Origin of the sequence: Amycolatopsis sp. NBC_01488, assembly GCF_036227105.1 — a bacterium.
In the GTDB taxonomy this organism is placed as follows: Bacteria; Actinomycetota; Actinomycetes; order Mycobacteriales; family Pseudonocardiaceae; genus Amycolatopsis.
In genome coordinates, this window is record NZ_CP109434.1 from 5,719,837 (window position 1) to 5,736,325 (window position 16,489).

A 16,489-nucleotide genomic window follows, 5' to 3' on the forward strand; every position below is an offset into this window, starting at 1 on the left:
GTGGAAGGTCCGGAGCCGCTTTGCGGCCCCACAGTCACCAGCAGGAGGCTGAACCGGCTCATGAGCACGATTCATGAAGCACTGCGAGCGCGAACCAGTCGCACGCCGGCCGCGATCGCCGTGGCGTGCGGTGACCACGAGCTGAGCTATGCCGAGCTGGACGCCGCTGCGGACCGGCTCGCGACCCGGCTGCGCCGCTTCGAGCTAACGGGACCAGTCGGAGTCCTGCATCGGCGTTCGGCGTGTCACGTGGTCGCCCTTTTGGCCGTGCTCAAGGCGGGCGCAGCCTACGTTCCGATCGATCCCCGGCTTTCCCTGGCCGCGCGTGCCGAGTTCCTCCGCGATGCGGGCGTGCGGGTTCTGGTCAGTGACGGAGCGCCGTCGGAAGCGGACGTTGCGCTCGGGTTGCCGATCGTCGAGGCGGGAGCCGAGGAGGCCGGCAGCGGGCCGGCGGATGTGGGACGCGTGTCGCCGGACGCACTGGCCTACCTCATGCGGACCTCGGGATCGAGCGGCCGTCCGAAGGTGATCGGCATCAGCCACCGCAATGTGCTCGACCTCGCGGCGGAGCCGCGCTTCGGTGCGAACGGGGACCTTCGTGTGCTGCTCCACTCCGCAGAAGCGTTCGACGCCAGCGTCTTCGAGCTGTGGGTGACGTTGCTCAACGGCGGACAGGTCCTGCTGTGGCCCGAGCCGGAGCTGGACATCGCCACGTTGTCGCAACTCATCACCGGGCGGCAGCTCACCCGGATTTGGCTCACCGCGGGCGTCTTCGCGGCGGTCGCCGCCGAGCAACCACAGGCCCTGCAGGGGCTACAAGAGGTCTGGACCGGAGGCGACGTCGTACCCGTGGACGCAGTAACCCGTGTCCTGGCGGCGTGTCCGGGGATATCGGTGGTCAACGGTTACGGCCCCACGGAGACCACGGTGTTCGCGACCAGCCACGCCGTCGGCGATCCGGCCGGCCTCACTTCGGATGTGCCGATCGGACGGCCACTGCTCGGTGTCCGAACCTACGTGCTGGACGACAGCCTGCGGCCGGTACCACAGGGGCAGATCGGTGAACTCTACATCGGCGGCGCGGGAATCGCGCGCGGGTACGCAGGGCAGCCGGCGATGACCGCGGAACGGTTCGTCGCCGACCCGTTCACCGGCGAAGGCAGCAGGATGTACCGCTCCGGCGACCTCGTCCGCTCCGGCGCGGATGCTGCGCTGCACTTCGCCGGGCGTGCGGACGACCAGGTCAAGATCCGCGGTTTCCGGGTCGAGCCGGGCGAGGTCGAAGCGGCTTTGCTGCGATTTCCCGACGTGGCTCGCGCAGCCGTCACCGTTCGCGAAAACGGCACCGGGCAACGGACACTCGCGGCGTATGTGGTTCCAGCCGAGGGATGCGCTCCGGAGCCGGCAGAACTGCGTGCGCGACTCGGCGCACAGCTGCCTGACTACCTGGTCCCGGAAACAGTGCTGCCGATGTCGTCGTTCCCGGTCACGGCCAACGGCAAGCTCGACCGCCGCGCGTTGCCGGATCCGCCGGTGCCAGGACGCGCCGGCGGAAGCGGGAAGACACCCGGCGCCCGGCGCGAGGAGCTGTTCGCCGGCCTGGTCATCAGCGTGCTCGGCATTGCCGAAGCGCCGGTCGATCAAGGCTTTTTCGAGCTTGGGGGTGATTCCATCTCGGCGCTGCGGCTGGTCGCCCGTGCGGCCGGCGCCGGCTGGGGCATCACCCTGCGTGACGTGTTCGCCTGGAACACCATCGCGGAACTCGCCCAGGCGGCGCGGCCGGTCCAGCCCCTCGAGACAACGGCGATTCCCGGACTCGAGCCCGTGCGCCTCGATGACGACGAACTGGCGATGGTGCAGTCGGAACTGGGGAGTGACGCGTGAGCCGGCCCGAGGTCGCGGAAGTTCACCCGCTCGTGCCTCTTCAAGCGGGAATGCTCTTCCACAGCCTTTACGACGAAAACAGCACGGACGTCTACATCGTCCAGTTCGCGTTGGAGCTCACCGGTCCCTTGGACGTGAGCTTGCTGCGCGAATCGTGCGAAGTCCTGATCACGCGCCACGCCTCATTGCGCTCGGCGTTCGTCCACCGCCGGACTGGTGAGCCGGTGAGAGTCGTCGCCAAAGAGGTTGCGATCCCGTGGCGCGAGTACGACCTGACCACAGCGGGCGCCGGGGAACAACGGTCCCGCGAGGACGACGTCTTGGCCGACGAGCGAGCGCGGCGCTTCGCGATGACCCGCCCGCCGCTGGTGCGCTTCTCCTTGATCCGGTCGGCACCGGAAAGGGCGGTGCTCGCGGTGACGGCGCACCACGCGATCCTCGACGGCTGGTCGGTGCCGCTGGTGCTCGAAGAACTGCTCGAGCTGTACGCTCACGGCGCCGATCCGTCGGCGCTCCCGCCGGTGACACCCTACGCCGGCTACCAGCGCTGGCTCGCCGCTCGCGACGACGTCGCCGCCGGGAATGCCTGGCAGGCCGCGCTGTCCGACCTGGCCGGTCCCACCCTGGCCGCACCCGGCGCCGGCCTCGGCAATCCCGCTGCACCTCGCCGCCTGACCGCGGTGCTGCCCGAATCCGAAGTCGTGCTCCTCGACGACGTCGCCCGCAGCCGGAACCTCACCCCGAGCACGATCCTGCAAGGGGTGTGGGCCTTGGTGCTCAGCGCCATGACAGGTGTTCGCGATGTCGTCTCGGGCATCCAGGTCACCGGCAGGAACGCGGAAGTGGCCGGTATCGAACGCCTGGTCGGGATCGTGATGAACACCGTGCCGATGCGTGCTCGCCTGAATCCCGCGGAGCCCGCCGCCGAGTTCTTCGCACGCCTGCAGCTCGAACAGGCCGGCCTGTTCGAACACCATCACCTCGGCCTTCCCGATATCCAACGTGCGGCCGGTCTCGACGCACCTCTTTTCGACACCACCTTCGTATACGAGAACATTCCCTATGATGCCGCGGAGCTGGCGAATATCGTGCCGGGTCTGGCGGTGAGATTGCTGGACGACGACGCGGATCCGGAAGCCACGCACTACCCGTTGAACTTCGTCGTCTTCCCTGGCCCGTCCCTGCGTTTCGAACTGGGGTACCGGCCGGACGTCATTTCGGGAAGAACCGCGTCGATCTGGCTGGATCTCTACCTCGAGACGGTGCGGCGGATCCTGCGCGACCCGAACCTGCCGCTCGGTCGGTTGCCCGCTCTTCCCGGACCGGACGAGGTCGGGTCGACCGGTACCTTGGCGCCGGTTTCGCCGTCGCCGTCATCGCTCGTCGACGTCTTCACCAGACAGGTCGAGCGAACTCCCGATGCCGTCGCGATGGTGGCGGACGGACAACGCATCACCTTCGGTGAACTGGGCGCGCGTGTCGAGCGGCTGGCTCGCGAACTGCGCCGGCACGGTGCCGTGGCGGACCGGTTCGTGGCTGCCGCAGTGCCGCGCTCGGCCGATGCTCTCGTCGCCGTGCTGGCGATCCTCCGGTCCGGAGCGGCGTACCTGCCGATCGATCCCGACCAGCCGGGCGGCTGGATCGCCGAGGTTCTCGCCCGGACCGGTCCGGTCGTCGGGCTGACAACCGCGGATCTGGCCGGGGCGCTGCCCGGGATACCCGACGGCCGCTGGATATCCGGTGTGGACGGGGATGGTCCCGGGAGCGACGCCGCGTTGCCGCCGCACGGCGCTGGGCGTGCGCTCGCGTATGCCATTCCGACCTCCGGATCGACGGGGCAACCGAAAATCGTTCTGGTCGAGCAGCACAGCCTGAGCAACATGTTCCACAGTCACGAACGGCACTACTACGCGAAAGAGGCAACGGGAAACACCCGTCTCCGGGTCGCCTTGACCTACGCGATGACGTTCGACGGGTTCTGGTCACCGTTGTTCTGGATGGTCGCCGGGCACGAGCTGCACCTCCTCGACGACACCGTGCGCAAGGACACCGAGGCACTGGTCGCCTACGTGCACCAGCACGCCCTCGACGTCGTGGAGACCACGCCCAGCCACGCGGAACTGCTGCTGAGCGGAGGCCTGCTCGAAGAACCCGGGCCGCGGGTGCTGGCCTTGGGCGGGGAGCCGATCTCACCGGAGTTGTGGTTGCGGCTGCGACGCGCCGACGTGTCGGCCTACAACATGTACGGACCGACCGAATGCACCATCGACCCGCTGTACTGCCGGATCGACGACGTCGAGCGGCCCAGCATCGGTGAACCCGCGGACAACAACCAGATTCACGTCCTCGACACCTTTCTCCGGCCGGTGGCCGAGGGAGTGGTCGGTGAGCTGTACATTTCCGGAGAAGGCGTGGCCCGCGGTTATGCCGGACGTCCGGGTGCGACCGCCGAGCGATTTGTGGCTTGTACCGCCGGCAACGGCGAGCGGATGTATCGCACCGGCGACCTCGTACGTCGGGATTCCGGTGGCGAGCTGTGCTTTGTCGGTCGCGCCGACGACCAGGTCAAGATCCGCGGGTTCCGGGTGGAACCGCGTCAGGCCGAGCTGGTGATCGCGGCGCTGCCGGAAGTGGCGCAGGCAGCCGTCGTCGTCCGCGCCGATCAGTTCGGTGACCCCCAGCTCGTGGCGTACGTCGTGCCCGCTCCGGGGAGCTCGGTCGACCCGCGCGGTGTGCGCACCGAGGTGAGTTCCGTCCTGCCGGCACACCTGGTGCCCGCGGTGGTCGTGGCGTTGGACGTGCTCCCGACGACGACGTCGGGCAAATTGGACCGGCGCGCGTTGCCGGCGCCGAAGTGGACGTCCGAGGCGGCCCGGGCCGCCAGGACTCCGCTGGAGGCAGTCGTCGCGGACGCGTTCGCGGCGGCGCTCGACGTTGCAGCGATCGATCCGGACGACGATTTCTTCCGCCTGGGCGGACATTCGCTGCTGGTCACGAAGCTCGTCGGGCGGCTGCGATCGGCAGTGCGAACCGAGATCAGCGTCCGGGATGTTTTCGACCACCCCACCGCGGCCGGACTCGCGCTGCTGCTGGACGGCCGGGCCGGGCGGGTGGCGCCGCCGCGCCTGGAGCCTCGCCAGCGTCCGGCCGAGCTGCCGCTGTCCGCTCCGCAACGGAGACTCTGGGCGCTGGCGCAGATCGACGGTACCAGTGCCCCGTACAACGTTCCCTCGACGTGGCGCCTTCGTGGCGGCATCGATCGCGTCTCCCTGGCTTCGGCGATCGGTGACGTGTCACTTCGGCACGAGGCCCTGCGTACCGTGTTCCCGGTTACGAACGGCGAGCCGCGTCAGCGGATTCTGGACCGGCTTCCCGGGGTCGAGTTCTTGGAGTGCGTCGACGAGAAGGAGCGGCGAAGCCGGATCGCCGAAGCCGAACGCGCCCCCTTCGACCTTTCCGGGGAACTGCCGATCCGGGTTCGGCTCTGCAGCGTCGGCGATCAGGACCATGTTCTGTCCGTGGTGATCCACCACAGCGCAACAGACGGATGGTCGGCCGGCCCGTTCGCCCTCGATCTCGCGGCGGCCTATGAAGCGCGGGTGGCGGCAACCGCCCCGGAGTGGTCTCCGCTGCCGGTTCAATACGCCGATTACACGCTGTGGCTCGAAGAGTTCCTGAGCGCTCCGCGTGACTCCGGCACCCTGCGTACGCAACAACTGCGCTATTGGCGCACTGCCCTCGCCGGGCTGGCCACCGTCACGAACCTGCCGACGGACAGGCCGCGGCCGGCTCGCCGAAACCACGATGGTGACCATGTGCGCGCTGTGCTCGGCACGTCGTCGCACAACGCTTTGCGGGACCTCGCTCGACAACACAACGTCACGCTGTTCATGGTGGTCCAGGCAGCGCTGAGCCTGGTGCTGTCCCGCCTTGGTGCCGGCTCCGACATTGCGGTCGGAACCCCGAGCGCGGCCCGGACTGACCCCGCGTTGGACGGGATGGTCGGCTTCTTCGCAAACACAATGGTGCTACGCACGGACGTTTCGGGCGAGATCACTTTCGCGGAACTCCTCACCAGGGTTCGTGCGGCGGATCTCGAGGCGTTCGCGAACGCCGACGTCGCGTTCGACGAAGTCGTCGGAGCGATCGACCCGGCCCGGCTGCCGTCGGTCCACCCTCTGTTCCAGGTCGTACTGGTCGCGCGCGACACCGGAGCGCCCGCGCTGAAGTTGACCGGTTTGGCGGTCGAGGAAGAGCCTCCGGCGCACGTGGCAGCACGGTTCGACCTGACCTTCGAGTTCGGTGTCGTGTCCGGTGACGAATTGGAACTCGCCCTGGTCTACGCCGTCGATCTGTTCGATCGGGTGACTGCGAAGGCCATGGTGGACCGCCTCGGCCAAGTGCTGCGGACGGTCGCCGACGCCCCCAGCATTCCGCTGCGGCAGGTGGACGTCCTCCTGCCGGATGAACGAGGGCGGATCGCCAAGGCTGCCGTCGGCCGGTCGTCGGGCGAGTGCCTGCACGAAGTGTTCCAGGACCGGGCTCGGGCCACGCCCCAGGCGATCGCCGTCATCGCCGGCGACGAGCGGCTCACCTACGCCGAACTGGACTCCCGCGCCGACCGCCTCGCCGGCCACCTGCTCGCGCGGCCCCTCACCGGCCCGGTCATCGGCATCCACCTGGACCGTGGGCCGGAATTGGTCGTGGCTCTGCTGGCCGTGCTCAAGGCCGGTCGGGCGTACGCGCTGCTGGACGTGGAGTTTCCACCGGAGTGGGTGGCCACCGTCGCCGGCGACTCCGGAATGAGCTTGGTGCTGTCCACATCCGCGCGCGCCCGGACAGTCGAGTGGCGCGGTGCCGAAGTTCTAGACTTGATGGCCGAGGCACCTCTGCTCCCCGCCACATCCTCGTCGAGCCCCGCTGTTTCCGTGGACCCGGATGCGCCGGCTTGTGCGATGTTCACCTCCGGTTCGACCGGCCGGCCGAAATGCGTCCTCGCCCCGCACCGTGCCCTGACCGGCACCTACCTCGGCCAGGACTACCTGAGTTTCGGCGCGGGCCAGGTGTGGCTCCAGCTGTCACCGGTCTCCTGGGACGCGTTCGCGCTGGAGGTGTTCGGCGCGCTGCTTTTCGGCGGCACGACGGTGCTGTACCCGGGTGCGCAGATCGATCTCGACACGGTCGCGCACCTCGTGGCCGAACACGGGGTGACGTCCTTGCAGCTGTCGGCCAGCTTGTTCAACCTCCTCGCGGACGAACGGCCGGAGGTGTTCGACGGGCTGACCCAGGTCATGACCGCCGGCGAGACCGCGTCGGCAAGCCACGTCGCCACCGTGCTCGCCCGGTGCCCGCGATTGCGAGTCGTGAACGGCTACGGGCCGGTCGAGACACTGGGATTCTCCACCGCCCACGACATCGTCCCGGCCGATGTCGAACGCGGCTCGATTCCCATCGGGCATCCGGTGGCGGGCAAAGCCGCCTTCGTGCTCGACACGGAGCTGCGGCCGGTGCCGGACGGTGTACCCGGCGAGTTGTACCTCGGGGGAGTGGGGCTGGCGCGGGGTTATCTCGGCCGGGCGGCCGGCACCGCCACGCGCTTCGTGGCTTGCCCGTTCGGCCCGGCCGGGGCGCGGATCTACCGCACCGGCGACCTCGTCCGCCGGACCCGGACCGGGGTTCTCGAGTACCTCGGCCGCCTCGACGACCAAGCCAAGGTCAACGGGTTCCGCGTGGAACCCGGCGCGGTCGAGCAAGCTCTGTCGGGCATTTCCGGCGTGCGGCGTGCGGCGGTGGTGGTGCGCGACGACCGATGGGGAAAACCCGCGTTGACAGCGTACGTGGTGGGCACGGACGTCGACCCGGCACGCCTTCGTGCGGCGTTGTCGGAGGTGCTGCCCCGGCACCTGGTCCCCACGGCTTTTATCGGGCTGGCCGACCTGCCGCTGACCACCAACGGGAAGCTCGATCGGGGTGCGCTCCGGCAACCGCACTTCGAAGCCGACGAGGGGCGGCGCCCGGTGGCCACCTCGGAGGAAGCGCTCCTGGCCACCTTGTTCTCCGAGGTACTCGGCGTTCCCGAAGTGGGACCGGACGATGACTTCTTCGCCTTGGGCGGGCACTCGGTATCGGCGATCCGGCTGGCTGCGCGAGCTCGTTCCGCGAACCTCGTGGTCACCGCGCAGCAGGTGTTCGCCCACCCGACCGTCGCCGATCTGGCGACGCACGTGACGCGGCCGGATCCGGGCGACTCGCAGCCGCACCTGGACGGCTCGCTCGAACTGGACGCCGACGAACTGGCCGAGGTCGCCTCCTGGCGTAACGCCACCACTCCGGACCCGGCGGAAAGCGAGTGAGCGTGCGCGACCCTGTTGCCGAAGAAGTCCTGCCCTTGTCGTCCCTCCAAGAAGGACTCTTCTTCCACGCCCAGCACGACACCCAGGGCCCCGATGTCTACCTCGTCCAATCCGGACTGGTGCTGGAAGGAGCGATCCGGGAGCAGGAGCTCCGAGCCGCATGCGACCGCGTGGTGCAGCGCCATTCCGCGTTGCGGGCGAGTTTCCTCGGCTTGTCCTCGGGACGGATCGTCCAGGTCGTGCCCGCCGCCGTCACCGTGCCGTTCGAAGTGACAGATCTCTCCCACGTTCCGGCCGCCCGGCAGCGAAGCGAGCTGACCGATCTGCTCGATCGCGACCGCCTCCGGCGGTTCGACCTCGGGAACGCTCCCGCCCTGCGATTCCTCCTGGTCCGGCTGGGGCGACGACGTGCGGCTCTGGTGCTGTCGATCCACCACATCCTGGTGGACGGCTGGTCCATGTCGGTGTTGTGGCGCGATCTCATGCGTGCGTACTCGGGGGTCGAGCCGGCGGCGCCGGCGAACTACAGTGCCTATCTGGGCTGGCTCGGCCGGCAAAACCGCACCGACGCCATCGAGGCATGGCGGTCAGCGCTGGCGGGGCTGGACGAGCCGGCGCTGGTCGTCCCCGACACGGGCGAGCGGACCGCCGCATTGCCGTCGAGGATCGTCACCGAATTGCCGGCCGGCCTGACGGCCGCACTCGACCGGGAGGCACGGGCACGGCGGCTGACCCTGAACACGATCGTGCAAGGTGTCTGGGGCCTGTTGCTGTCGAACCGGCTCGGCAGGCGTGACGTCGTGTTCGGGGCGACTGTATCGGTCCGGCCGGCGGAGGTACCCGGAGTCGAGGACGTGGTCGGCCTGCTGGTCACCACCGTCCCCGTCCGGGTCACCGTCGACCCGGGAGAACCGCTCGCGCGGATGTTCACCCGGATCCAGCGGCAGCAGTCGGCCCTGATCGCGCACCACCACCTCGGCCTGGCGAACATCCAGCGGGCGGTCGGACTGGGGGACCTTTTCGACACGGTCATCGTGTTCGAGAGCCAGCCGGCCGGAGAGCCGGAGGTTTTCGGTGCTCTCCGAGCCACCGCGCTGCCTGACGACAGCGAGTCCGGGGTCATGCATTACCCGCTCAGTCTTGCCGTTCACCCCGGGGAACAGATGTCGTTGCACCTCAGCTTCCGGGCCGACCTGATCGACCGGGACGCCGTCGACCGGCTCGCCGCGGGACTGGTGAGCGTCATGGAAACCGTGGCGGAAGATCCGGATCGCGTCGCCGGCCGGCTCGAGCGGACGCCCGTCGGTACTGGCGCGCGGCTCGCCGGAGCCGACAGCCCGACCGTTCGTCCGGTACCCCGCACGACGCTGCCCGAACTGTTCCAGGAGCAGGCCGCCCGGACGCCCGGAGCGACCGCGGTCGTGCACAAGGGGCACACGTTGACCTACCGCGAGCTGGACCGGCGCGCGAACCGGCTCGCCCGGGCCCTTCGGCTGCGCGGCGTCGAGCGCGGACACGTCGTGGCGGTTGCCCTGCCCCGCTCCCTGGAACTGATGATCGCGTTGTACGCCGTGCACAAGGCAGGCGCCGCGTACCTGCCCGTCGATCCGGATCTCCCGGCGGAGCGGGCCGGGATCATGTGCGCCGACGCCCGGGCGACCGTCACCGTGACCGAACGAACCTACGAGGAGCTGGTGAAAGCCGAGCCCGGGCGGCTCACGCTCGGTGCCGCCGCGCCCGAGGACCCTGCTTACGTCATCTACACGTCGGGTTCCACCGGACGGCCCAAGGGGGTCGTCGTGCCCCACAGCGCGATCGTCAACAGGCTGCTGTGGATGCAGGACCACTTCGGGCTGGAGCCGGGCGAGCGGGTGCTGCACAAGACACCCGTCGGCTTCGACGTGTCCGTGTGGGAGCTCTTCTGGCCGTTGCTGGCCGGTGCCACCGTCGTTCTGGCCGATCCGGGCGGGCACACCGATCCCGCTTACCTGGCCCGGTTGATCGAGACGGAGAAGGTGACCACCGCCCACTTCGTGCCGACGATGCTGGATGCGTTCATCCGCGCACGTGAAACGACAGGGACCAGGTTGCGCCGTGTCATTTGCAGCGGTGAACAGCTCGATCGGGAGCTGGCCGGCAGCGCCCACGCCGTGCTGGGAGTCGCCCCGCACAACCTGTACGGCCCGACCGAGGCCGCCGTCGACGTGACTGCCTGGCAGTACGATCCGGGAGACCGGCGCGCCGGTGTCCCGATAGGACTGCCGATCTGGAACACGCAGGTTCACGTGCTGGACCACAACCTGCACCCGGTTCCGGCCGGGGAAACCGGCGAGCTGTACCTGGCCGGCGCAGGGCTGGCGCACGGCTACACGGGCCGGCCGGACTTGACCGCGGATCGGTTTGTGGCCTGCCCGTTCGGCGCCTCCGGTGGCCGGATGTATCGCACCGGCGACCTGGGACGCCGTGGTCCGGACGGGGCACTCGAATACCAGGGGCGGGTGGACGACCAGGTGAAGATTCGTGGCGTCCGCGTCGAACCGGACGAAGTCTCCGCCGTGCTGGCCGGCCACCCGGCGGTGCGCAGGGCACTGGTCGTCGCGCGTAAGGCGCCGACGAGCGGGAACCGGCTGGTGGCCTACGTGGTTCCGGCGGAGGCGGCTTCGGCCGATCTCCGGGGCTACCTCGAGGCACGGCTGCCTTCCTACCTGGTCCCCACGGCTTTCGTCGGTCTCGGCTCCATACCGGTGACCGCCAACGGGAAGGTGGACCGGCGCGCTCTGCCGGAGCCTGCGAAGCGTGACGGGCCGCCCCCGCGGCGCCCGCAGAACGCCGGTGAGCGAGCGCTGAGCGCAGCCTTCGCGGAGGTGCTCGGCGTTGCGGAGGTCGGGACGGGCGAAGACTTCTTCGAACTCGGCGGCGACTCGATCTCGTCGATCCACCTGGCGGTGAAGGCACGCGAGGCGGGTTTTGTGGTGACCACGCACGACATCTTCCGATATCGCACCGTCCGGGAATTGATCGTCCACGCTCGTCCCGGTGACCGTCCGCCGGATGGGGAGCCCGTCCCGGCGGCAATGGCACTCGCACCGGCGGAAGCCGAGATCCTCGACCGGCACTACCCGGAACGAGAGGCCGTCTGGCCGGTCTCCCCTTTGCAGGAGGGCCTGCTCTTCCACGCCGATTGCAGCGCCGGCGAAGTCGACGTGCACGTCGTGCAAATCGCGCTCACGCTGACGGGGGAGGTCCGTGCGGCCGACCTGCGCGCGGCGTGGCGAGCCTTGGTGCGCAGGCACGGGGCCCTGCGTGCGGCCTTCCCCCGGCTCCCGTCCGGGCGGCCGGTGCAGGTCCTGCCGAGCGGGGTGGATCCGGTCTGGAGCGAGGTCGAACTCGTCGACGATCTACCGGCCCTGCTGGCGAGTGACCGGCTGACGCCGTTCGACTTGAACTCGCCGACGCCGGCGAGGCTCATGCTCGTCCGCGAAAGCTCCGGGAAAACCACGGTCGTCCTGACCTTGCACCACATCGTCGTCGACGGGTGGTCCATCCCGACGTTGTTGCGCGATCTTTTCGCCCTCTACAAGGGAGACGAGCTGCCCGGTCCCGCTTCCTACGGCGACTACCTGGCGTGGGTGACGAGACAGGATCGGTCGTCGGCGGCCGCTGTCTGGGCGAGTGCGCTGGCCGGCCTGAACCGCGCGGCGCTCGTGGCTCCCGGCATCCGTTCCGCGGCGACCGCCGTGCTGCCGGCTCGGATTTCGACGCAGTTGCCGGTCGAAGCCTCTCGGCGGATCGCCGCGGCCGCTAGAGCCGGCGGGATCACGGTCAACACCTTGACCCAGGTGGCCTGGTCGCTGCTGCTCGCTCGGTTGCTGGACACCGAAGACGTGGTTTTCGGCGCCACGGTATCCGGGCGTTCGCCGGAAGTGCCCGCCGTCTCCGAGATCGTCGGCCTGTTGATCAACACCGTACCCGTGCGGGTGCGGATCCGGCCGGACGAGCGGCTGATCGACCTGTTGACCCGGGTTCAGGACGAACAGTCGGCGCTGGTGGCCCAGCACCATCTAGGGCTCACGGAGATCCATCGCGCGGTGGGCCGGACGGCCCTGTTCGACACAACTGTCGTATTCGAAAACTACCCCATCGACAAGTTCGGCGACTACGGGCAGGCGGGACGAAACCCGCTCGGCGAGATCGGGCTGGACCTGGGATTCGTGGAAATGGCCGCTCATGACGCCTTTCATTATCCGTTGCGCCTCATGGCAGCGTGTGATGATCGCATCTTCCTGCGGATAGATTACCGGGAAGAGTTGTTCGACGAATCTGTGCTGTGGTCGTGGATCGAGTGGCTTGTGCACGTGTTCGAGTCATTCGAAAGTGATCCGAATACGCTGATTCACCGAGTACTGCGCGGAAAGCTCGCCGGATGTCCGATGGTGCCGACCTCGACGCCCGATCGGCCGGGTGCGGCCGGGCACGAGCCCTCGGTGCCGTCGGAGGCGGGGGTGGAACTCATGCGTCGGCTTCGCCCGATCGCCGCTGAAGTGCTCGGGCTTCCTTCGATCGGGGACGACGAAGATTTCTTCGAGTTGGGTGCGGATTCCTTGGTCCTGGGCCGCCTGGCGGGCGCGTTTCGGGCCGGAGCCGATGTGGAAATCCCGGTGCGGCAGCTGTTCGAGCGCAGCACGTTGGCGGGGGTGATCGATTACTGGGAAGTTGCCGGTCGATTTCCTGGCCGAAGGAGCCCGTCTTCTGAAGACTTCGAGTGCTAGCCAACCGTGAACTTGGAGAAAGTCATGGAAAATCCGTTCGATGATGAACAGGGGCGGTTTCTCGTTCTGGTCAACGATGAAGGACAGCACTCGATCTGGCCCGCCTTCGCGGAGGTACCACTGGGCTGGCGCCAAGTATACGGCGAAGCCGATCGGCGTTCCTGTCTCGACTACGTCGAACAGAACTGGACGGACCTGCGTCCCGCCGGCCTTGCAAGGCAGGACCGGTGATGGGCGCGCCTTCGACCAGCGATCTCCCCGAGTATCTGCTGAGTGAGACGGAGGCACACACCATCTCGATGCTGGCCAGGAGTCTGCGTGAAAGTGTTGCGCACCCGACCTCATCGGCCTTCTACGACGAACACTGGAAAGAACTGGTCGCGCTGCCCCCGGGCCTTCGTGTGTTTCTCGAGTCCATCCGTCGCAAGGAGTCCGGTGGGGCGTTCCTCGTGACTGGTCTGCCGGTAGACGATCATGCGATCGGTCCGACCCCGGCACATTGGAGTACGCCGGCCGGGGATTCTCGGACGCTCGAGCACGAAATCATCCTGGCGCTGTGCGGGCTGTCGCTCGGAGAACCGTTCACCTGGGCCACGCTGCAGTCGGGACGGATGGTGCAGGATATCCTTCCCGTGCGCGGCGACGAGCACCGGCAGAACGGCCACGGCAGCACATCGTTGCTCGAGTTCCACACGGAGGACGGCTTCCATCCGGACCGCTGCGACTACCTGCTGCTTTACGGACTCAGAAATCACGACCGCGTGCCGACGGTCGTCGCTTCGATTCGCGATGTCCGGCTCAGTGCCCGTGATCGAAAGGTGCTGGCGGCCCCGCGTTTCCACATTCTTCCTGATGACGAGCACATCCGGCAGCTTGAGATCCGGAACCCGGCTCATCCGGCGTTGCGGGTGATGAAGCGGATGCGTGATGTTCCCGAGCCGGTCGCGGTCCTCTTCGGCGATCCCGCGCACCCTTATCTGAAAGTGGACCGTCCGTTCATGCGCTGCGCGGGCGACGATCCGGCCGCGGCGCGTGCGCTGAGGCATCTGATGGAAGAGCTCGAACGGGTCCAACAAGACGTGGTCGTCGTTCCGGGAGCGCTTCTGGTCGTGGACAACTACGTCGCCGTGCACGGACGCCGCTCGTTCGTCAGCCGCTACGACGGAACCGACCGCTGGCTGAAGAAGCTCACGGTCCGGCGGGACCTCCGCCGGCCCGTTCTGTCATCGCGTTCGGCCGGCGAATACGTTTTGTACTGAACGGGAGAAGTGCGTGCGAACGGTGATTGTGTCGGGTGCCAGTAGTGGCATCGGAGAGGCGACTGCGGCGCGTTTCGCGGAGGCAGGCGATCGTGTGATCAACTTCGACGTGGCAAGACCGACTGGCCCGGCCGGGTCCTCGATCAGCTGGGAAGAAGTCGACGTTTCGGACTGGGCCGCGGTGGCCGGAGCCGTGGCGAAGGTCGAGTCCGAACACGGCGGCATCGACGTGGTGGTCGCGAACGCCGGGATCAGCATCCGCCACCCAGCACTGGAAATCAGTGAAGAAGAGGCTCGCAGAGTGCTCGAAGTCAACCTTCTCGGGGTCCTGGCTCTGTGGCGCCATGCTGCTCGCGCGATGTCCGCGTCGGCGCGGCCGGGCGTGCTGCTGGCCACGTCGTCGGTGAACGGACTGCGCGGCTATCCCTTGTACGCCGACTATAACGCGTCCAAGGCGGGAATCGGGGCCTTGTGCCGAACGTTCGCCCTCGAACTCGCGCCGTTGATCCGGGTCGCGTGTGTGGCGCCGGGAGCCGTGCTCACACCGATGCAACGGGCAGAATACTCCGATTCCCTGCTGGAGGCGGTCAACGGCTGTATTCCGGCGGGCAGGCACGCCGCGCCCGAGGAGATCGCGAACGCCTTCTTCTACTTGGCTTCTCCTGATGCGGCGTTCGTCACCGGTCATGAGGTGGTTGTCGACGGAGGCGAGACCGCGGGGGCGACGACCACAGCATTGGCGAAGCCGAAATGATGTCGTGCAGAACGCAACTGCAAGGGGTTCGCGCATGACAGCGACAGACAGCCTCAGGCTGCTCACCGCCCAGTCGGAGGTGTGGGCGGCCCACGAGGTCGATCCGGATAGCCCCCAGTTCAACTGCGCCGGTTATCTCGAGCTGTCCGGGCCGTTGCAGCGGGACTTGCTCGATCGTGCGGTCGAGCAGGTGGACTCCGAGTGTGAGGCGCTGCGCGTACGCCCTGACCTGGCTCGCACCAATGTTTCCGGCGCTCTGGCCGCCGGCGTCGCCGAGGCGGGCGGATCCGGCGTGGAGTTCGTCGACCTCACCGGGGCCGCGTCGGTGGCTGACGGCAAGGACGCTGCTCGGTCGGCAATGGCCGAGGACTTGGACAGGCCGCTGCGGCTCGGCATCGACTCACTCGTCCGCATGACGTTGTTCCGGCTCGCGCCCGAGCATCATCTCTTCTACCTGCGCATCCACCATGTCCTGCTCGATGGTTACGGCCAGGTTCTCTATTGGCGACGGCTCGCCCGGGTGTACTCCGCGCTGGTCACCGGAAACGAACCGCCCCCAAGCTCTTTCGGGCGGCTGCGCGATCTGATCGGTGAGGAACGCGGCTACGTCGCCTCAGCCGACTTCGCCCGTGATCAGTCGTACTGGCTCGACCGGATGGCCGACCCGCCCGCGCGGATGAACCTCGGCGGCACGCCGGAGCCACGTCGACGGGTGCTGCGCACCGCCGGAGACGTCGCGATCGCGATGCGCGAGCTGCACCTGGCCGCCGCGGTCCTCGACGTGCACTGGTCGGTGCTGGGCACCGCCGCGCTCGCCACCTACCTGCACCGGCTGACCGGGCAGGAAGATATGGTGCTCGGATTTCCGGTGCGCGCGCGGACCACGCGGCTGGCACTGACCACGCCCGCCATGCTCGCCAACGAGCTGCCGCTTCGGTTGTCGGTATCTGCGGCCGTCACGACGGCCGAGCTGGTGGTTCAGGCGAATGAGTCCATCGTGCAAGCACTGCGCCACCAGCGCTACCGCGCGGAGGAGGTGCACCGCGCATTGCGTGCCCGGCACGGACACGTCGAATACCCCGCAGTGGTGGCCAATCTCGTCTCGTTCGACAGCGCGCTCACCTTCGGTGCCTGCGCTGCTTCGGTGTGCCAGCTGTCGACGGGACCGGTGCGTGATCTGTCGATGGACTTCTACGGCGGTACCCAGGACGGGCCACTGAGGCTGGGCGTGAGCAGCTCCGGTGCCGTGACCGGTCGGTCCGACCTCGATGCGCACCGAGCTCGCTTCGGCGAGTTCCTGGCGGTCTTCCTCGCTGCGCCCGGGAACTCGCGGCTGAGGTCGCTGGAGCTCCCGGTCGGCAATGAGCGAGCCGGAACCGGGCTGCGGTCACCGGCGCCGTCCGGGACCACGACCTCTCCGGCACAGTGACCGCGCCGCGCGGTACCGCGACCCGTACCTGACCACAAGGG

At 68.3% G+C, this 16,489-nt stretch carries 7 protein-coding genes; all 7 read left to right on the forward strand.

Annotation, left to right across the window (positions count from 1 at the left end; all coding sequences use genetic code 11):
* Positions 1-60 precede the first annotated feature (60 nt).
* The 7 genes from OG738_RS27225 to OG738_RS27255 are packed head-to-tail and all read left to right on the forward strand — an operon-like array spanning position 61 to position 16,448.
* Positions 61-1,884 carry a non-ribosomal peptide synthetase gene (locus OG738_RS27225; RefSeq protein ID WP_329045086.1) on the forward strand — a complete coding sequence of 608 codons (1,824 nt, stop codon included), beginning with the start codon at positions 61-63 and terminating at the stop codon, positions 1,882-1,884.
* Entirely contained in the window at positions 1,881-8,237 is a 6,357-nt protein-coding gene (locus OG738_RS27230) for a non-ribosomal peptide synthetase (protein WP_329045088.1), read from the forward strand. Before OG738_RS27225 ends, OG738_RS27230 begins: the two co-directional genes overlap by 4 nt.
* Entirely contained in the window at positions 8,234-13,006 is a 4,773-nt protein-coding gene (locus tag OG738_RS27235) for a non-ribosomal peptide synthetase (protein ID WP_329045090.1), read from the forward strand. Before OG738_RS27230 ends, OG738_RS27235 begins: the two co-directional genes overlap by 4 nt.
* Positions 13,007-13,030: 24 nt before the next feature.
* Entirely contained in the window at positions 13,031-13,237 is a 207-nt protein-coding gene (locus OG738_RS27240; protein ID WP_285993389.1) for an MbtH family protein, read from the forward strand.
* Positions 13,237-14,265: a guanitoxin biosynthesis L-enduracididine beta-hydroxylase GntD gene (gntD, locus tag OG738_RS27245; RefSeq protein ID WP_285993388.1), complete on the forward strand. Its 1,029-nt coding sequence runs from the start codon at positions 13,237-13,239 to the stop codon at positions 14,263-14,265. The genes OG738_RS27240 and gntD overlap by 1 nt, the downstream gene beginning before the upstream one ends.
* Positions 14,266-14,278: 13 nt before the next feature.
* Positions 14,279-15,019 carry an SDR family NAD(P)-dependent oxidoreductase gene (locus OG738_RS27250; protein ID WP_329045098.1) on the forward strand — a complete coding sequence of 247 codons (741 nt, stop codon included), beginning with the start codon at positions 14,279-14,281 and terminating at the stop codon, positions 15,017-15,019.
* 34 nt (positions 15,020-15,053) lie between these two features.
* Positions 15,054-16,448, forward strand: coding sequence for a condensation domain-containing protein (locus tag OG738_RS27255; RefSeq protein WP_329045099.1), 1,395 nt, complete (start codon positions 15,054-15,056; stop codon positions 16,446-16,448).
* The last annotated feature ends 41 nt before the right edge of the window (positions 16,449-16,489 follow it).